The sequence below is a fragment of the Akkermansia sp. AE01SA01 genome (genome assembly GCF_036417395.1).
Taxonomy (GTDB): domain Bacteria; phylum Verrucomicrobiota; class Verrucomicrobiia; order Verrucomicrobiales; family Akkermansiaceae; genus Akkermansia.
In genome coordinates this window covers 1,580,920-1,600,170 of sequence record NZ_CP143890.1, presented here as the reverse complement: position 1 = coordinate 1,600,170, position 19,251 = coordinate 1,580,920, and the positions used below count along the sequence as shown (strand labels likewise).

The window sequence follows — 19,251 nt, the reverse complement described above, 5'->3', positions numbered from 1 at the left end:
AGGGAAGGATGTTTTTCACAGGCGGTCAGAGTTGGAGGGAGTTGATTTGTTTAACGGATTTCCAGCACGATGATTTCCGGAGGGCAGCAGAGGCGCAGGGGCAGTACGCTGCATCCCAGCCCCCTGGTGATCAGGAAGGGGGTGCCGTTCAAGCGGGACCAGGGGTAGGTGAATTTGACTTTTTCCCGGGAGATGCAGCCCAGGGGAATGCCGCCGGGCAGGCAGATCTGGCCGCCGTGGGTGTGGGCACTGATGACGGCGTCCGCCGTGCCGGGCTTCAGCAGGGGGAAGATGTCCGGCACATGGGAGAGGAGAATGTGGGGGATGGACGGGGAGAGGCGCAACGGGAGTTCCTCCGGCCTGATCCTCATGTGGTAGTCGTCCCGCACGGAGGAAAGCTGGAGCTTTCTGCCACCCGGCAGATGGAGAAGAAAGGAGTCGTTCCACATCGCGCAGATGCCCAGGTCCGCGAACATGTTTTTCCACGACTCCCATCCGTAGTACTGGTCATGGTTGCCCTGCACGGCAAAGATGCCCAGCGGAGCCCTGAGCATTCGGAAGTAGTCCCGCGCCTTTTCCGGGCTCATGCTGCTTTTCCGGGTGTGCCCGTTGGCATAGTCTCCCAGCAGAAAGATCATGTCCGGCCGGGACTCCATGATTTTTCCCATGTACATGCGCGCCTGCCTGCCGCCGCGCGGGCGCAGGTGGAAGTCCCCGGCCACGGCAACCCGCAGTGGAGGGCCGGATTCCGCCGCCCACTGGGGCAGGTCCAGGGCGGTCGTGACGGTCTGCACACGCCCGGGCTCTCCCTTCTTTCCCCACATGGTCCATGCACCGTCAATCATGAGTATTAAGACAGAGATGATTGCAAGTTTGTTGAGAAGTGGATGACGATGCCGCGTTCTCATGCAGGGAAGGGGACTGCGGACTGATTATGAGGGTTTTCTCCCGGTTTTCAATCATTCGTGTTTGCCATTCCGGGATTTGCTGATATGATCCGTGCCGCTACAAGGCGGCACTGTCCGATGACTGCAGGGCCGCCTTCATATTAACATCCTAAAACCATGCAGTTTACACACGAAATCGAACAAATGTGTTGCGTCAAGAAAGGCTGCAACCATGGTCCGGCCCCCATCCCCCAGGAAGGCAACTGGACTCAATCCAAGGAGATCACGGACATTTCCGGCCTGACCCACGGCGTGGGCTGGTGCGCTCCCCAGCAGGGCACCTGCAAGCTGACGCTGAATGTCAAGAACGGCATCGTTGAAGAAGCCCTTGTGGAAACCAGCGGCTGCTCCGGCATGACCCATTCCGCCGCCATGGCCGCGGAAATCCTGCCCGGCAAGACCGTGCTGGAAGCGATGAACACGGACCTCGTGTGCGACGCCATCAACACCGCCATGCGCGAACTGTTCCTGCAGATCGTGTACGGCCGCACCCAGAGTGCCTTTTCCGAAGGCGGCCTGCCCATTGGAGCCGGCCTTGAAGACCTCGGCAAGGGCCTCCGCTCCCAGATCGGCACCCTGTACGGCACCCGCGCCAAGGGCCCCCGCTACCTGGAAATGGCCGAAGGGTACATTACCAAGCTGGCTCTGGATGAAGACGGTGAAATCATCGGTTATGAATTCGTCCGCATGGGCCCCATGATGGAAATGATCAAGAAAGGCATGGACGCCAACGAAGCCGTCGCCAAGTGCACGGGCAATTACGGTCGTTTCGACGAGGCCGCCAAGTACATCGATCCTCGTCACGAATGAGATTGAATTAAAAAGAGTATATCAACTTCAAGCACTATTACCATTATGCCTCTTTTCGAATCCTACGACCGCCGCATCAAGCAGATTAACGAAGCCCTGGCCAAGTACGGTATCGGTTCCATTGAAGAAGCGGAACAGCTCTGCCTTTCCAAGGGCATCAACGTCCGTGAAATCGTCAACGGAATCCAGCCGATCGCCTTTGAAAACGCCGGCTGGGCCTATGTGGTGGGCGCTGCCATCGCCATCAAGAAGGGCTGCACGAAGGCCGCCGACGCCGCTGAAGCCATCGGTGAAGGACTCCAGTCTTTCTGCATTCCCGGCTCCGTGGCCGACGACCGCAAGGTGGGCCTGGGCCACGGCAACCTGGCCGCCATGCTCCTGCGCGACGAAACGGAATGTTTCTGTTTCCTGGCCGGGCACGAATCCTTTGCCGCCGCCGAAGGCGCCATCGGCATCGCCAAGTCCGCCAACCGCGTCCGCAAGCAGGACCTTCGCGTCTGCCTGAACGGCCTCGGCAAGGACGCCGCCTACATCATCTCCCGCATCAACGGGTTCACATACGTTCAGACCAAGTTCGACTACGCCACGGGCAAGCTGAACATCGTGCAGGAAAAAGCCTTCTCCAAGGGACCGAAGGCCGCCGTGCGCGTGTATGGCTGCGATGACGTGCGCGAAGGCGTGGCCGTCATGTGGCATGAAGGGGTGGATGTTTCCATCACCGGCAACTCCACCAATCCCACCCGCTTCCAGCACCCCGTGGCCGGCACTTACAAGAAAGAATGCAACGAGAAGGGCAAGAAGTACTTCTCCGTGGCTTCCGGCGGCGGTACGGGCCGTACCCTGCACCCGGATAACATGGCCGCCGGCCCTGCCTCCTACGGCATGACCGATACCATGGGCCGCATGCACTCCGACGCCCAGTTCGCCGGTTCTTCCTCCGTGCCCGCCCACGTGGAAATGATGGGCCTCATCGGGATGGGCAACAACCCCATGGTCGGCGCCTCCGTGGCCGTGGCCGTGGCGATTGAAGAAGCCGCCAAAAACTAAACAGCCTTTAAGGCAAACACCTTTATATCAAGAGCCGTCCCCATCACGGAGACGGCTCTTTTTTTTCGCAAGGGAATGCGCGTTTCAACGGAGACGCTGATCTTTTCCACGCCACAACAAGGGAGCCTTTATTCATGAAGTCCAAAGCCTTCGCTCATGGATTGGAAGATAAAATAGCCAACATGTTAAAGAAGCTGCAATTATCAGGTGATTTTTAAAGGCAAAGGATTACGGCTCCCTTGCCTCCGCCTCCTTCAACAGGGCGCAGAAGCTTGTTCCCAGGGCTCTTCCCATTCAACCGCCAATGCGAAAACGTCCGCCGTGGTCCGATCGTGGCGGAGGTACCCTGATGGGTTGCGGAGTGCGTCTGGGAACGACGGATGCCGGCGGCTGAACGATGCGCACCTCCACACGCTTGCCGGAGGAAGAGTCCTGCCGGGACGCCGCCGGAGAAGGCACGGGAACAGGAGATGCCACCCGGGCGGAAGGAATCTGCCTGACGGCCAGTTTTTGCTGTTCGTGGGCCTTGTAGGCCCGTTCAAAGGTGACGTCCCTCCATTCTCCCGGTTTCAGGGAATAGTCTTCCTTTCTGGATTGAGGGGCTTTTTGAGCCAACGGCTCCACGCGCTCCCGGATTTGGGAGGCATTTTCCAGCTTGGACGCTATCCAGGAGGGGTTCCAGTCGGGTGAGGACTGTTTCAGGGCTTGCAGAAGCCGGGTCGCCTTTTCACTGCTTTCCAAGGCTCCCTTGAAGTCGCCTTCCTTTTCCAGACGGGCAGCGCGCGTGAGCGTCAAATTGGCTTCATAAAAGTCGTCTCCCGGCTCGGAAAAACCGGGCAGGGCAGCCATGAGCATGCATGCCAACGTGCAGGGTAGTAAACAAGTTTTCATGATTATTGGGAATATAACACGTGTTTCCGGCTTGAAAAGACCTTTCTTCAGAGGAAGGAAGGCAATCTCTTTCGGAACAGGAAATGCCATCCATGGAATCGCCTTTCCAAAACCGCAAACAAAAAGCCGGTTCCTATACAAGAATTCCGTGTGGCGCAGGCTGTTTTCCGCGGAACGATTGACCTTTCCGGGAAGGGTGCGGGAAGCGCATCTGCCACAGCCGGAATCCCTGATGAATACTTAAATCCCGTTCCATTTCTTATTCATCGGCTCAACTTGACGGAAAGGCCGCAGTACCGTATGCTGGCGCGGCTTGCTTATGACCCCTAATGCGCTATTATCCGCTCTTTCGACCGAGATAGAGGAAGACCCCAGATATCTGACTGAACAGATTGTAACTTACTTGGGGAACAAGCGTTCCCTGCTGAATTTCCTGGGCCGCGGACTCAAGTATGTCAAGGCCCGTCTGGGAAAGGAACATCTCAAGGCCGGCGATTTGTTTTCCGGCAGCGGCATTGTTGCCCGCTTCCTGAAAAAGCATTCGGAAGAATTGATCGTCAATGATCTGGAGGAATACAGCAGCCTCGTCAATACCTGTTATCTGAGCAATTCCGAAGAAGTGGACGGCCTGGAGCTGGAAAGGCATTACAGGCGGCTGCTGCGGTATATGGAAACCCATGAATCTCCCGGATTCATTACGGAGCTGTACGCTCCCCGGAATCCGGAACGCATCACGGCGGAAGACCGTGTTTTTTACACGCGCCGGAATGCCCTTTATCTGGACACGGCGCGCCAGACCATCAATCTGCTGCCGGAGGAAGTAAGGCCTTATTTCATTGCGCCTCTCCTGGCGGAGGCCTCCATCCATGCCAATACGGCAGGCGTGTTCAAGGGCTTTTACAAGGACAAGCAGGGCATCGGAAAATTCGGCGGTTCGGGAGGAAACGCCCTGAGCCGCATTCTGGGAGATATTTCCCTGCAATTTCCCGTATTCTCAAGGTTCGACTGCCGATATTCCATCCATTGCCGGGACGCCAACGAGCTGGCGGAGGAATTGCCGGAGATGGACGTTGTGTATCTGGACCCCCCCTACAACCAGCATCCGTACGGCTCCAACTATTTCATGCTGAATTTGCTGTCTTCCTACAAACGGCCGGAAAAGATCAGCCGCGTTTCCGGCATTCCGAAGGACTGGAAACGCTCCACGTACAACAGCCGTCAGCAGGCCACGGAGTCATTATTCCATTTGCTGGAATCCTGTCCTGCCAAATTCATTCTGTTGTCCTACAGTTCGGAAGGTTTCATCGGTTATGAGGAAATGACGGCTTTCCTGGCCAAGCTGGGACACATTGCCACGCTGGAAACGCCTTACGCCACCTTCCGGGGAAGCAGGAATTTAAAGAACCGCCCCCAGAATGTGACGGAGTTCCTGTTTCTGGTGGAACGCTTTTAAAGACGGGACAAGGGAGGAGGATTCGGCATGCAGGTGCACATAGAACGTTTCATCCGCTTTCTGGCTGCGGAAAAAGGTTTGAGTGTGGCCTACCAGATCTCCGTCAGGCAGACCCTGGAAGAATTTTCCCGGTTTCTGGGGGAAGGGGATGCGGATCCTTCCCGGGTGGATACAGGCAGTCTGGCAGAATTCCTCCGGCATTTGCAGTCCCGCGGCATGGCACGCAGCTCCATGCGCGTGGAAATGGTGCATCTGCGCATTTTTTTCCGCTGGCTGGCCGGAACGGGCATTCTGGAGAAGGATCCCTCCGCATTCATGGAAATGCCGCGGCAGGGTCTGACACTGCCTCATGTGCTGGATCAGCATACCGTCTCAAAACTTCTTGAAAGTATTGACATTCAGGATATTCCACTGGGATGCAGAGACCGGGCCCTGCTGGAGATGATTTATGCCTGCGGGATGCGTGTAAGTGAGATAATTAATTGCAAATTAGAAAGTTTTGACGCAGATGAAGCATTCGTCCGGGTACTGGGGAAGGGGGACAAAACCCGACTCGTTCCCATTGGCACGTCGGCTTTGGAGGCTCTGAAGGCGTATCTGGACCGCGGAAGGCCCAAACTGGTCAAAACGGGAACAAAGAGCCACATTTTCCTGACCGTGCGGGGACGGCCATTGACCAGGGAGCGGGTGCGCCAGATCCTTCAGGAGCGCGCCAGGGCCGCCGGGATTGACCAGCATGTTTTCCCTCATATCCTGCGCCATTCATTTGCCACGCATTTGCTGGAGAACGGCGCGGACCTCCGAATCATCCAGGAGATGCTGGGACATTCGGACATAGCCACCACGCAGATTTACACGCATCTGGAACAGCAACGGCTGAATTCCATCCATCACCGTTTTCATCCCAGAGGATGATGCGGCTTCCTTGGAACAACGCTTCACAACAGGAGAACCGTGCCTGTCTTGAAATGCAGGATTACCTCTTATCTATTTTACAGCAAACTGATTAGCATCTATTTTCATCGCTATTCAATTTTGCATTACATATATTATGCGAAGTATTAAATAATTCTCCTTTCATTCCTGCCAAGTTTATTTTTATTCTCTTCCCTTTGCCCTCTTAGAGAAGAAAACAAAAACATATTTGGAATCCGGAAAGTTCCTGTGCAGGAATAGGCCGTTTCTCTCCCCGACTTTTTCTGCATTTCACGTCTGCGTAACGTAACCTTAATAAATTGCGCATTTGGCCTTATCCCGCACAAATGCCGAATTTCTGAAAAACGTGAACCGTGGGTATTTCTTCCGAGAAAGGCCGGTATGGCAGCAATAAAACGGTTGTTCCGGGAGGCGACTACCTGTGGTTGTCAGTCTCTCCCAGCAATGTAAGAAATGCGCTGGTCCTGCTCCCGGAACCGGACGCCGCCACTCTGTTGTTGACCGTTTTTCCTTCTATGGCGATTCTACTTTTTGCTTCACTTCTCGTGCACGGCACAACTCCCGCCAACCGGGAAAATTCCATTTATTGGGAAAATCGCGGCACTGGCGCGGTTTGACGGGATTGATCCGGCAGCCGTTTTCCGTCAGCATCAGGCAGGCTCCGTCCGCTGCGTCCTTGATGGACAATCCTTTGCGGTTGGCCCGCAGATGGCAGCATTCATTGATGAATTCCTGCTCATCCATCGCCAGAAAGAGGGCAATCTCACGTACCTCATCCTCTTCAATACATACATCACCCGCCCAGCGGCAGCAGGCGCCGCACCGGGTGCATTCATACCATGCAGTTGGACTGCCTTCCTCCGCCATGGTTCTCCTTAAGTAAAAATGCCCCGTAGGACGCCTATATTCATATGGGCGTCTCGCCAGCGGGGGTTGTTGACGGCATTTTCAAAGTCCTGGGGAAGCTTGCCGATGTTTTCCCGTACCTGTGTGAGCCCCGCCAGTATCTGCCTCATTCTGGAACGGGCAATGAGCGTGGGCTGGTTGGTCCATTCGAAAACCTCGCTGTCAATGATATAGCCCCCTTCAATCTTCCTGATGTACTGGGGAAAACGCAGATGGGGGTTCTGTTCCACATAAACGCAGCGGCCGATGGAACGCTTGGAACGGACGGGATGGAAGAAACGGCGCATGCTCTTGACCCAGTCCGGAGCCTCGGACAGGCCTTCCGCATGCATCCACAGAGTGGCCAGTTGCTCCACGGGATAAAAATAGGAATATGTATAGGCAGCCTTATAGCGGGTGCTCCCGCGCCAGGCATGCCGCAGCCTCACCATGTCCGCCTGGCCGGAGACCAGAAGGTCCAGCGCCTTTTTGAGTTGCTTTTCCAGCATCTCCCCGCGCAGATGCTCCCATACCATGCAGTCGTCCTCCGCCAGCAGCACATAATCCGTGTCCAGCGAGGCGACAGCCGTAGCCAGGGCGCCGATGAATCCGCCCTCCATACTGGAGGGCGCGGCGGGAATACCGCAGACGCGGGCCGTATGTTCCACTTTGTCCGCCCCTTCCGGATAAACGACGCATGCGGCATCCAGATAATCCAGCAATCCGGTCCGCTCATAAGACGCCAGTGTCATGGCAAGCGTATAGGGCGCATTGTCGCACAAAAGGGCAAGGCCTATTTTTTTATCTTGAAAGAGAATTCCCATCGCGTAGAACGTTTTTGCAGTCTAAGACAAAAGGAAGCCGCGTTCCAAGCAAAAATATTTTAAACAAATGTGCATTTCTTTCAGCGCTTTTCATGTAAAGGGAGACAAACCCTGAAAGAATTTAACATCATGAAAGCATACGACATCCTGAAAAACTCCATGCTGGCCGCGGCCATAGGCTGCGCCCTGTCCAGTTGCTATGATCCTTACTACGACAATTTTAGCGTGGCGGGCTCCTACAGCAGCGGCGGCTCCAGCGTTTCCTACATGTATGACAGCTCCGGCTACCCCATTTACGGCTATTATGGCGGCAGGCCCATTTATGCCTATGACACGTTTGGCAGCCCCATTTATTCCATCAACCTGATCCGGCCCAATTACTACATCCCCACGTGGGGGCCGGCTCCCTATTACCGGGGCCATTACATCCGCCCCCACTACTGCCGCCCCATGGCAAGACCGCCCATGAAGCCCCAGTACAGGCCTGACCATTTCCGTCCGAACCATCGGCCCGGCCCTCCTTCCCGTCCCCCGGTAGTAAATCCCGGCGGAAGCCATAATCGCCCGGGGATCAATCGTCCCGGAGACAACAGACCGGGGTTTCAGCCCGGCAGGCCCAACCATCGGCCGGAAATCAATAGGCCCGGTTCCCCTTCCCGTCCCCCGGCGGTAAATCCCGGCGGAAGCCATAATCGCCCGGGGGTCAATCGTCCCGGAGACAATAGACCGGGAATTCAACCTGGCAGACCGAGCAATCGGCCGGAAATCAACAGGCCCGGCGGCAGTTCCCACCGCCCCGGAGCCGTCAACCCGGGCAATAACCGTCCTGGAATAAACAGACCGGAAGCCAGCCGGCCAAGCCGCCCGTCTTCCCCTCAGATCAGACCCAGCGGTCCAAGGCCCGGCAATTCCGGCATGAGCAGGCCCAGCAGTCCTTCCCCTTCCAGACCGTCCTCTCCCCCTCCCTCCGCCAGTGCGCCTTCCAGACCTTCTTCACCTCCGTCCGCGGCGCCATCGCGCCCTTCTCCATCCGGCGGTAGGCCGTCACACGCTGTCCCGTCCAGAAGATAACGGCACCAACTGAATAAAATACCATCCCCCGGTTTCGGCAATCAGGAACCGGGGATTTTTCAATCGTCATTAAGGTTTAGTGACCAACGTTGTCGTTCCCTTGTACACCCTTCGGACTCCCGGTTCTGCGCGTTCATCTACAAACTCCACTTCCAGCAAGTAGATTTCCCCCTTGGACAAACGCAGCGTTTCAGGGATAAAGTTCACCAGCAAGTAAACGTCCTTAATGGGTACTTCATGTTTATCTCCGGCCTTCAAGGTAATAAAACGGATGTTCTGAAACATCTTGTTAACATGATAAGCGCCTATATACGAACCAACTAATTTTTTCTTTTTTCCTGTTTGCCAACTCCAAAGTTCTATCTTGATACGCGGACCTAAGGTTGGCTCAGGATAAAAGTCATCATAAAGACGAACAGACTTTTTTCCCTTATTGGTAAAAACGAGTGTAAAATCCCTCAACCTGTCTCTTACGTCAAAGAAAGTTTTTTCCATCTTGATGGTGCATTCCACTCCGTTGTCGGCCATGTCCCCCCATGCTGCAGCATGGAGGAATAGGCTTGTTAGAATTCCAAAATATAGGAAGATTTTTTTCATCACAGCACGAGTTTGAATGTTATCCAGAGATTCCTATGAAACGACTATGGAGAATAAACTCCTTTTGGGGCCCGGCTCACCGTCTCAAAATCTGCTTTCCCTACATAATCCGTCTGAACACCGGATTCTCCATATCCATCATGGAATCTTACTTCCAATTCATAGCTCTCGCGATTGCGAAGATGTTCAAGATACACCAGCAACAGGTAAGCTTCCTTGACGGGCACTTCATACTTTTCTCCCGGCTTCAACGTAATGAAGCGCATCAAGGCCCCTACCCGTTCGATTTTATACATGGGACTGTACCAGGCTAGAGGACCTTTTCTCTCCCCATTTGCCTTGCGCCATATTTCGATGTGGATATTCGGCCCGTCATCCTTCAGGGGATAGAAATCGTCGAAAAGGCGCACGATTTTTTCGCCCTTGTTGGTGAACACCAGCTTGAAGTCCGGGAAAGCCTCCCTCACATCAAACCGGGTTTTTTCCATCACCACGGAGCATTCAACCCCATTGTCGGCCATGTCCCCCCATGCAATAGCATGGAGGGACAGGTTCAATACAATTCCAAAAAATAGAAAGATTTTTTTCATCACAGCGCGAGTTTGGTCGTCGCCTGAAGAACCCCCAAGAGACAATTCTTACCTTGCTGATTATAGTAGCTCGTTTCCAGTTCACAAGAACATTGTTTCCAGTCTTCGAGCTCAACTTTATCCAGGCATACCGGAATCGTGACGTTGTATTCCTGGCGGGAGCAAGCTCCCGGTAGTTCAAGGGCCGCTGGAAAGTCATTTTCCCCAGTTCGGCATTCAGAATACGGGCATCTCCCTGTTCCGTCCTCAATACTGTCAGGAAGAAATAATCAGCCGTTCCGTCATTGATTTCATCCAGAATCCGGACAGGCTGATTACCCTCGTTGCGGAAGCAGACCATAATCCTGCCTTCCCTGAACTTCGAAGTGTCCGCAATGGAGAGGGTCAAGGGTGTCGGTTGTTCCGCAACGGCCATGCTCCGGGATTTCTCCTTGTTGACCGGAGGCAGGAAACAGGGCGGCTCGATGGTTCCCGGCTCCGTGACCTGATCGGGTACCTTGCTCCATCCGTTGGCTTTCGCTTGGTTGATAATTTGGAGAGTCGCCTCATTCAGAACTTTTTGTCCGGCGCAGTAGGGACGAGTATTTTCTTTATCTGGTAACAATTCGACATATTTCTTAACAGCCGTCATGTAGGTGGCTGTCCAACTACGAACGAACTTCCTCATTTCATTCAAGGCATCATCCATTTTCGGGAATTTTTCACACGAAACATGTTGTAATTCGATTGAATCCTGTATTCTCAAATTGTCCCAGTAGAATTTGAAGGCGTCGTTAAGTTCTCGGCGATGGTGTTTTTCGTGAGCGAGGGAAGCTTGCATAGTGTGCCATCTTCCAACTCTTCCACGAGCTTGATAACCGTTCATTTCGTCGACTGCTTCGACAGCTTCATCTTCAGTAACGGGAGGGTTTTCAATGGCGTCTGTGTAAGTTCCCGTGAGTATAAGAATCGTGCTGCCTGCGGACACTTGTTGGACACGCGCGTTCCATCGATCAAGCACTTCATCCTTGCAAGCCGTTATGATGATTTGAGGCATGATGGCTTTCGTTTTGCAAGCGCCAATACCTCTTTGGATAACAGGTTCAGGTTCTTCGAGCGTTACTTCAACTTTCTTGGACTCTTCACAGGTGATGGTGGATTCCTTTTCAATCGTCCACAGCTTGATTTTGGGAGAAGGAGAAAATTCACGATTCATTGTCGAGTCCCCTTCATACTTTCCATCAAGAATAGGCTCCTTGTCCATGGTGACATTGAAGGCAATAGCGTTGTTGCTGGAGGGATCGTAGGCGTTGTTGGAATATTTCAAAGCCACCTTGTAATAACCAGCTTTCAAGTATCTCTCAACCTTTTCAATATTTAGCTTGCCGTTGGGCTTTTCTCCGTTTTTCTCACAGATTTCTTCGCCGGCAATAAAAAGGATACCCGTGTCGTCGGCTTCCACGCCGAAATAATGCAGGGCGTCCTCTTCGACCTTAATGAACATTTCCGGAGCACTAGAACAAGTGGCGTGCTCGCACTCCGAACCGTCAAAGTTGAAAGTCAGCGCCTCGACTCCGAGCTTCTGTGGGATAAGGGCTTGATAACCGTCGCAAATGACCTTCGGGCCAACAGCCTTGTTTAGAGGAATGTAATCATTCATTTTCTTAATAGTTTATTGTTAATGAACTAAACATTTAATTCATTAGGAACTATGGAAAATTCCCGGAACAACAACACGCCTCTTCGTGATGAGAGAGTTTCAAAAAGCAATAAATGCTCCACTACATTCCGGTAGGGGAATTTCACCAAAATCAATTAACCGATAGAGTTCCCATGGAGGATATTTTACAAGAATATACCTCATTCAAGCCCTTGGTTGAATGACCCTGTTTGCACCAAAACCGCTTTCCAGATCCTCAATGAAGCAGGTGCTGCCAGGTTTTCCATCTCTGAATGAAGATTGACGGTCAGTCCCTGACAAGCGGCAGCTTGAGGGCAAAACGGCTTCCGTTTCCGGAACTTTCTTCCAGCCACAGTTCTCCTCCCATGCCTCGGGCCAGTTCACGGGACAGGGCCAGGCCCAGCCCCACGCCAGGCTGTTTTCCGGCCGCTTCCTCCGCAGACCGGGAAAAGGGACGGAATAATTTCCTCCGCAGGGATTCGGAAATGCCTTTCCCCCCGTCCTCCACCCGGATCACCAGGAACCGTTTTTCCCGGGTCAGCTTCAGTTTCAGGATGCTTCCGTCAAACCGGGCGTATTTGGCGGCATTGTCCGCCAGATTGTACACGATCTGTTCCACGGCAGTCATGTCCGCCATGACAGATTCCGACTGGAGTTCCGGCGCTATGAAGAGCTGGGAATCCATGCCGGAAGCCGCCAGACGGGGAGAAATGCGGGCAATGACGGAAGTGGCCAGGGCCGGAACGGAGATTCTTTCCGGCCGGAGGGTTACGGAGTTTTTTTCTACGCGCGCATAGCTCAGCACATTGTCCACCAAATGCGTCAGCCTGGATGCCTCTTCCTTCAGAATGTCCACGTACGCCATTTCCCTGCCCTTGGGGACCAGACCGGAGGAAAGCATTTCCGTGTACATGTTGAAGGTGGTCAGGGGAGTCCTCAGTTCATGCGTCACGGCGGAGACGAATACGGCCCTCCGTTCGCTCAAGCGGATGATGCCGACCATGAAGCCAATGACGCCGCACAGCGCCAGAATGCCGCAGAACCACGCCATGGCAATGGATTTCCAGACCGTGCGCAGGGAATTCCCAGCCATGTCGGGCAGGCCTCCGGGATTCAGCATGGCCGGTATGCCCGCGAGCGTCAAATAACTTTCCTCCCCCTCGCCGGCAGGCTCCAGAGTGGCTTCCGGCAGAATATCCGCTACGGATTTCAAAAGATAGCCGGACAGTTTGTCCCAATCCAGCCAGATACCTTGTACCCATACCTGCCCGTGGTCGGAGACGCGGCGCGTCAGGAAACATTCCGCATCCTGACTCCACTGGGGCTGGAGAGAGGAAATGGAGAGTTCCTTGTAGCTCCCCGGAGCCTTGAAGAGTTCCATATACATCTCTTCCTTTCCCTTTTCCTTCAGGCTTTCCGGAAAAAGTTCCCCGGCATTATCCTGCACTGCTGAAAACGCTTCCCTGCCTGCTTCCTGTTCCCCGAATTCATCCCGCATGCCCCCCACTTTGCCGAAATGCAACAACCCATTCTCCTTAGAAAAGCTGCCCCCGATTGCGGAACTTTTAACTTCCTGCCTTTTTTTTGAAGCCAGGGGCAATCCTTCCGGCGTGGCCTTGTCCTGTGCCGTAACCGTACCGCCCCTGAATGGGGATTTTCCCTTTCCCCTGGCCAGCTCCCCGACTTTTTTCTCCACCGTGATGTTGTATTCCACCGCCTGGCTGTTGGAGAGGTTTTTGCGCATGTTGTAGTCCTCAATGCCCTGCTGGAACGCCTTCTGGCTGTCCACGGCAAGTTCCTGCTGCCCGGCTTCCTGCTGAACGGGGGAAAAGGCCACCTGCTTCTGACTCCTTTCTACGGACGCCTTCTGTTCCGCCTGCATTCTGTCGGGATGGACTGATCTGGAAACGACCACATGCTCCGTTTTTTCCTCTTTTTTCCGTGGAACAGGCGCCGGAACAGGCTGTTTTTTCACGGTCCCCAGCAACAGGCGCACCATGCCGGAACGGTTCAACTGGTTTACATGGACCACGCTTCCCGGCCCCGTCTGGGGAGAAGAGACATTCCCCGACGGGTCTATTTGAAAGTATAGCTTGGCAAATTCCGACAAATCCGGCACGGAAGCATCCTTCCTGCCGGAGTCTCTCGTTCCGTCGCTTTGAAGAAAATATTCTCCGGGAGACCTGTTGTTCTCCGCGGCAATCATGGCGGCCAGCAGGGAATCCATGCGCCACAGGGCCAGGCGGCTCTGCTCCACCAGGCGGATCTGGTGCGTCTCCGCCAGCCTCCTCTTTTCCGCATTCAGCATGGAATGGCTCAGCCACCCCATGACCCCCACCAGAATCAGCAGGCAGGACCAAAGCAGGAAATGAAAGGAAAAACGGCTGATCATGCGGTTTCCTCCCAGACGTATCCCTGCCCCCGCAAGGTGCGGATGACGGCGGCATTCCTTTTCCCCATTTTTTCCCGGAGCCGGGCGATGGTGGTGTCAATGCTGCGCGTTTCCACCAGGCGGGGGTCCATTTTCCATACCCTGGTCAGGATTTCCTCCCGCGTGATGATTCTGCCGGCATTGGCGGCCAGATGGCGGGCCAGGTCAAATTCCTTAGTCGTCAGCACAATCCGCTCCTCTCCCAGCACCAGGGAGCGGGTGGGAAAATCCAGGTATCCCTCCGGCAGCCCCACCCTGTCCAGCGTCCGGGGCCTTTCCGGGGAGCGTCTCAGCACCGCCTCTATCCGGGCGAGCACTTCCAGCAGACTGAACGGCTTCACCACATAATCGTCCGCTCCCAGCTTCAGCCCGCGCACCTTGTCCGCTTCCGCCCCCTTGGCGGTCAGCATCAGAATGGGAACGGTAGCCCGGTCTTCCCGGATGAGCCTGAGCAGGTCAAAACCGCTTGCCCCGGGCAGAACCACATCCAGCAGCGCCAGGTCGTAATCCTCCGCGTGGATCACGTTCAGGGCATCATAGCCGTCCTTGACGGGCAGCACGTCGTAACCGGACACCGTCAGAGCGTCCGTAAGCCCGTTTCTGATGGCGTGATCGTCTTCTACGACCAGAATGCGGTAGCGGTGCATGGGAAAACAAGTATAGGAAATGAAGTACGGAATAAAAGTTTTTTCAGCCGGAGCATTCCTGCGGGGCCGCCGGAAGACCGGAGACCCCGCAGGCGCACTCATTACTGCTCTTTATTCATAGGGGAATTTTCATATGGCACGTTCTCCTCCACAAAGGAGAATTTCTTCCTGCCGGCCTGCCGGCGCACGGCCTGGATGATGGCGTCGTCCAGCGTATTCTCCTTGCCTCCGCCGGAAGCGCTCTGCTCCGCTTTCCATTTGTTCAGCCACGTATCCCGCTGCCTGCCCACCTCGGCAATTTTCTTCTGCAGCCGGGCCCGTTCCTCCGCCTTCTCCTTCACGGCCGCTTCAACCTCCTTCGCGCTCTTTCCCTTCAACTCTTCCGGGAGAATTCCGGTGTTGCCCAATTCTTCCACAGCCCGGGAGCCCTGTTCTTCATAAAGGTCCACCAGGTCCCAGGAAGTGTTGCGGTAAGCCGCCTTGTTGGCTTTAGCCGCGATCCGTCCGGCGGCAGCGGCGGGGGAAGCGGCCTCCGTCAATTTGTCCTGCCGGGCCTGTCTTTCCAGTTTTTCCGCCCGCACTTCCTGGGAGCCATACGCCAGATAAGTTCCGTTCAGGGAAACGTTCAATGTGGCAAGTTCCTCGTCATAGGGGGTTTCCGGTTCGGGAGGAGCGGCGTTGTGGTCAATATTGAGGAAACTGCCGTCCCCCTTTCTGGCTCCGTCCTTCCAAAGCACGGAATCGCCGTCTCCCGCGCTTCCGCAGTAAATGGTGTTCACGGTAATGCCGCGTTCCAGTCCGCGGGCAATCACGGGGGCATAGGGTACATTGCCCTGGTTGAAGGGTTCGTTGCCCGCAATGAAGATCAGCTTCAGGGCGTCGGGATTCTCCGTATTCCATTTCAATTCCTTCAGGGCCCGGTCCATCACGGCGCCGCAGTATTCTTCACTGCCTCCGGTCTTCAACTTGAACAGTTCATCGGACACCTTGTCCAAATCGTCCGTAAAAGGGAGCACCTGGCGAACCCACGCATCTTTGGAGGACAGTCTGCCGCTCCCGTACTCGTACAGGGCGATCTGGATGGCAGGCAGTTTGCCGTTCTGGCGCGCCAGCGTCATGTCGTTGACAACCTTCCACAGATACGTGCGGGCCTGATTGATCAGCCCCTGCATGCTGCCGGAAGTGTCCAGAAGAAGGGCTATCTGAATCACGGCGCGGTCGTCCTTTTCCGCGGCGGCCTGGCCAGGGGCCTTTCCATTGTTTTTTGGCTGCGGGGCTGTCCCGACTTCTTTTTCCGGGTTCGCAACGGCGGAATGGGATTCCTTGCTGCGCGTTTCTCCATCATCCATTTTCGGGGAGATGGTTATCGTGAATTCTCCCGCCTTTTCAGAGTCTGCCGCCGTAATGATGGAATAGGACGCCTTTTCCGCTCCATCATGGCCGGAAGCGTTGCTGGTGGCAAGTGAAGCCGGAGGAATTGACTGCCGGTCCGGACCGGAGGGAACCTGGCTTATGGTGAGAACAATGTTCCCTGCTTCCGGGCTGTCCGGACGGGACTTTGAAATGGCAATGCCCGGAATTTCACGAGGTTCACGGCGAAGTTTCCGATCTTCCGTACGTGCTATTGCGGCATGTATTTTCCGTTTTTCAGCGTCGCTCTTCTCTGTTCCCGCTCCCATGAAGGAAATCGACCTCAAGTCAGGTGCAGGCAGCGCCCCGGTTCCGGCCTCCTGTTCCGGAGGTGGAACGTTTTCCGGCTGTTCAGTCTTTGATTCAGCAGAGGCGCAAAGCGCTCCGGAGCCCAGCAAAGCCAGCGAGTATTTGACAGCATGGTTCATCATGATTGGTGTGTTTGTTGTTAGATGTATAGTTGAAAGGATTACGGGAACGAGTTCTGCATCAGCACGGTTTCCCCGTCCAGGCGGATCATGACGGAGCCGTCCAGGGCCAGAAGCCCCTGGCGGTTCGTGCTGATCAGCTTGTCCGCCACGGCGGCGTATTCCGGCGTACCCACTTGCACGGTACGGACGGGACTTTCCTTGTCCGGAGTGCGCAGGACCGTATTTTCCATCCATACTCCGTTCTGGTTGAAATAACCGTTCTGGGCGATCTGGGCCGTTCCTTCAAAGGAAACGGAACGCCCGTGCTTGTCCATCTGGCGGTTGAATTTGTTGACGGACAATTCCCTCTTTTTTTCCACGGCATTTCTCTGCAGGGCGATGGAACCCAGCCCTTCGCGCGATTCCTGCATCACCCGTCCATAATCCCGGAACCTGGAGGACGAGGGGGAGACAGATTCTCCCCGCCACGGAGCGGAACTGCCGTCGTCCGCAAAGAAGGAGGCCGCCGAACTCAGTATTCCGAAATCCCGGGAAAGCTGCATGATTTCCTCAACCAGTTCCCGGGTCCGGGGATCATTTCCCAGCACTCCCGTATGGGCGGGGTCCGCTCCCATGTCCATCAGGGCGGTTTCCAGGCTGCCTATTTTGCGCGCCGCCCACATTCTGGCCGTAAAGTCATCTTTCACGCTGGAAATCCGTTCCGGCTCCACCACTACGGAAAACGACTGTTCCCTGTTGCTCCGGTCCAGACAGGTCCCTTTCAGCAGAAAAGGAGACGTGCCCACATACCTGCCGGCCAAAACGGCAGGCGCTCCGGAATAGATGTCCGGCAGCCGCCCGGAAGGAATGGCATCCTGCACCCTTCCCGGCTGTTCCCTGCCGTCCAGGGAGCAGACGGAATAGCGCACGTTCCGGAACACCGGACCGTACAACTGGCGGAATACCTGCGCCAGCTTGAGTTCCAGGTTTTCTCCGGAAAGCACGTAGGAGGGCAACCCGCCGGAAATTTCCGCCATGCGCCTCAGAAGGGGGGCGTTTACGTCCTCCCCCACTCCGATGGTGAAAATGCGCCGTCCTTCCCTGTTGCCCTCTCCGGCCAGGGAGGCAATGGATTTCTCTGAAGTCCGGCCGATGGTCGGCAGGCCGTCCGTCAAAAACAGCACGACCGGCAGCATCCCTTCGCGGGAGGACTGGGCCAGCGCCGTCGCCAGAGCTTCATGAATGTTCGTGCCGCCGCGCGCCACCACGGCATCCAGCCACGCGTGCGCCGCTTTTTCCGTAGCGGCGTTCTTTTCCACGGGAGCCGCCTCAAACAGATTCACGCCTTCGTTATAAGTGATGATATTGAAACGTTCCCCGGGATTCAAACCGGAAATGATCTGCTTGGCCGCTTCCTTCATGCTGGCGAGCTTTTCCCCGCGCATGCTTCCGGACCTGTCCAGCACCAGGGTAAGCTCCCGGCGGATTTGCTTTTCATTCCCCGGACTATCCTTTCCGATCATGGCCAGAAAATAGCCGTTCCTGCCGTTTTCCGCATCCGGAGCCGCATAGACGCTGATGTCGGGGCCGTAAAAGGCTTCCCCCTTTTTGGCGGCGGATTCCATCCATGACAGGCGGAAAGGCCCCGGGCTCATCTTCTCCTCCGCCAGGGTGAGCACGAGGGTTTCATCTTTCAGCCGATGGCGTTCCATCGGATGGGAGGGCGTGAACACATTCCCGATGCCTTCAGTTCCGGGGGAGATTTCCACCCGCATGGACCATGCCGCATGGCCGGAAAGCGCTTCCGTCCGGGGGAGCACGTAATCCAGGCGTCCGTCCACCGGAGTCAGCAATTGTTCATACACCACGCCCAGCTTCACGGAAGACTTGGCGGGAACGGGGAATACGCTGGAGCGAATGGCGCCGAATCCGGCGAATTCCAGCAGGGCCGGATCCAGCCTGCGCGCCACAATGCGGTCATACAGGCGGCGCGCTTCGTCGGCGGGCATCAGGGAAGCCTGCCAGCACGCCTTTCCGTCTCCGTAATAAAACCCTTTGACCACGACTCCTTCCGGAACGGGAAGAACAAGTTCCGCCTCCGTGGGAACGTTTCCGCCATTATGCACGCTCAGTTCCAGGGTGGTCTGTGCGCTGCGTCCGTTGACGCGGACAAGGGCGTTCACCTTTTCCAGAGTGACGGGCTGGCGCACGGTCCTGTTGACGGGCGGGATCACCCGCCGCTGCGGCAGGACGATGCTCCGGCCGTCAATGTCTCCGTCAGGTGTCTGGGAATGTCCCAGCCCGGCCAATCCCGCCACTACGGCAATCAAGCACGGCATCAGTTTCATGCCCTCATGATGCCATAAGAAAAGATGCCGTGTGTTACAATCAGGTTACATTTGCGGAAAGATGCATCATCCTCCGGAATTTCCGTTGAAAAACGCCTTCCATCCATGGATGACGTTCAGCATCCCTGTTTGCAATCAATTGCGCAATTTCAATCATGCGAATGTCTTATGAAGTACTCGCAAAGGCGCCATTCATCTGATATGAGCCGAAATGAAAAGGATTGCAGCGCCAGGAATTCGCCGCGGAAGCCTCTGCCGGGAATGGAAGGCTTACGGCTTCTTCCGTGAAGAGGG

Annotated in this window: 16 protein-coding genes; 5 read left to right on the top strand and 11 right to left on the bottom strand. The window is 55.4% G+C overall.

Translation table 11 applies throughout. The annotated features are described in order from the left end of the window. Positions 1–50: 50 nt before the first annotated feature. Positions 51–845: a metallophosphoesterase gene (locus V3C19_RS06460; protein ID WP_161981268.1), complete on the bottom strand. Its 795-nt coding sequence runs from the start codon at positions 843–845 to the stop codon at positions 51–53. 219 nt (positions 846–1,064) lie between these two features. Here V3C19_RS06460 and V3C19_RS06455 point away from each other — a divergent pair, with 219 nt between their 5' ends. Both V3C19_RS06455 and V3C19_RS06450 read left to right on the top strand, forming a co-directional pair. Further along, positions 1,065–1,757: a hypothetical protein gene (locus tag V3C19_RS06455; RefSeq protein ID WP_067573406.1), complete on the top strand. Its 693-nt coding sequence runs from the start codon at positions 1,065–1,067 to the stop codon at positions 1,755–1,757. Positions 1,758–1,802: 45 nt separating this feature from the next. Beyond that, a complete protein-coding gene (locus tag V3C19_RS06450; protein ID WP_067573408.1) occupies positions 1,803–2,804 on the top strand; it encodes a GGGtGRT protein in 1,002 nt (333 codons plus the stop codon). Positions 2,805–3,098: 294 nt separating this feature from the next. Here V3C19_RS06450 and V3C19_RS06445 read toward each other — a convergent pair whose 3' ends face one another. Next, the gene (locus tag V3C19_RS06445; protein ID WP_295875771.1) at positions 3,099–3,653 is read right to left on the bottom strand and encodes a hypothetical protein; all 555 of its coding nucleotides are present in this window, start codon (positions 3,651–3,653) and stop codon (positions 3,099–3,101) included. Between the two features lie 445 nt (positions 3,654–4,098). On the opposite strand from V3C19_RS06445, the gene V3C19_RS06440 reads away from it, so the two are divergent. Together V3C19_RS06440 and V3C19_RS06435 are read left to right on the top strand one after the other, a co-directional pair. After that, complete coding sequence (locus V3C19_RS06440; protein ID WP_295875778.1) at positions 4,099–5,148, top strand: DNA adenine methylase; 1,050 nt, start codon at positions 4,099–4,101, stop codon at positions 5,146–5,148. Positions 5,149–5,175: 27 nt separating this feature from the next. Then, the gene (locus V3C19_RS06435) at positions 5,176–6,063 is read left to right on the top strand and encodes a tyrosine recombinase (protein WP_295932730.1); all 888 of its coding nucleotides are present in this window, start codon (positions 5,176–5,178) and stop codon (positions 6,061–6,063) included. Positions 6,064–6,597: 534 nt separating this feature from the next. Here the strand turns inward: V3C19_RS06435 and V3C19_RS06430 are convergent. Together V3C19_RS06430 and V3C19_RS06425 are read right to left on the bottom strand one after the other, a co-directional pair. Continuing rightward, positions 6,598–6,951 carry a YkgJ family cysteine cluster protein gene (locus V3C19_RS06430; RefSeq protein ID WP_295932733.1) on the bottom strand — a complete coding sequence of 118 codons (354 nt, stop codon included), beginning with the start codon at positions 6,949–6,951 and terminating at the stop codon, positions 6,598–6,600. Between the two features lie 8 nt (positions 6,952–6,959). Then, on the bottom strand, positions 6,960–7,793 hold the full coding sequence (locus tag V3C19_RS06425) for a hypothetical protein (RefSeq protein WP_302388347.1): 834 nt from the start codon (positions 7,791–7,793) through the stop codon (positions 6,960–6,962). Positions 7,794–7,922: 129 nt separating this feature from the next. Between V3C19_RS06425 and V3C19_RS06420 the strand changes: the two genes are divergently transcribed. Beyond that, entirely contained in the window at positions 7,923–8,864 is a 942-nt protein-coding gene (locus V3C19_RS06420) for a hypothetical protein (RefSeq protein WP_130082790.1), read from the top strand. Positions 8,865–8,933: 69 nt separating this feature from the next. On the opposite strand, the gene V3C19_RS06415 is transcribed toward V3C19_RS06420, so the two are convergent. The 7 genes from V3C19_RS06415 to V3C19_RS06385 form a co-directional block, all read right to left on the bottom strand. After that, positions 8,934–9,392, bottom strand: a complete 459-nt coding sequence (locus V3C19_RS06415; protein ID WP_240042115.1) for a hypothetical protein — start codon at positions 9,390–9,392, stop codon at positions 8,934–8,936. Between the two features lie 113 nt (positions 9,393–9,505). After that, entirely contained in the window at positions 9,506–9,982 is a 477-nt protein-coding gene (locus V3C19_RS06410; RefSeq protein ID WP_238623749.1) for a hypothetical protein, read from the bottom strand. Continuing rightward, positions 9,963–11,690 (bottom strand): PA14 domain-containing protein, encoded by a 1,728-nt coding sequence (locus tag V3C19_RS06405; RefSeq protein ID WP_295932736.1) that lies wholly within the window; start codon positions 11,688–11,690, stop codon positions 9,963–9,965. The genes V3C19_RS06410 and V3C19_RS06405 overlap by 20 nt, the downstream gene beginning before the upstream one ends. 307 nt (positions 11,691–11,997) lie before the next feature. Beyond that, a complete protein-coding gene (locus V3C19_RS06400) occupies positions 11,998–14,103 on the bottom strand; it encodes a HAMP domain-containing sensor histidine kinase (protein ID WP_130082793.1) in 2,106 nt (701 codons plus the stop codon). Next, positions 14,100–14,789, bottom strand: coding sequence for a response regulator transcription factor (locus V3C19_RS06395; RefSeq protein ID WP_067573621.1), 690 nt, complete (start codon positions 14,787–14,789; stop codon positions 14,100–14,102). The genes V3C19_RS06400 and V3C19_RS06395 overlap by 4 nt, the downstream gene beginning before the upstream one ends. A 101-nt stretch (positions 14,790–14,890) precedes the next feature. After that, positions 14,891–16,630: a vWA domain-containing protein gene (locus tag V3C19_RS06390; protein ID WP_302389052.1), complete on the bottom strand. Its 1,740-nt coding sequence runs from the start codon at positions 16,628–16,630 to the stop codon at positions 14,891–14,893. Between the two features lie 38 nt (positions 16,631–16,668). Continuing rightward, the gene (locus V3C19_RS06385; protein ID WP_295932742.1) at positions 16,669–18,957 is read right to left on the bottom strand and encodes a VWA domain-containing protein; all 2,289 of its coding nucleotides are present in this window, start codon (positions 18,955–18,957) and stop codon (positions 16,669–16,671) included. Positions 18,958–19,251: the final 294 nt, after the last annotated feature.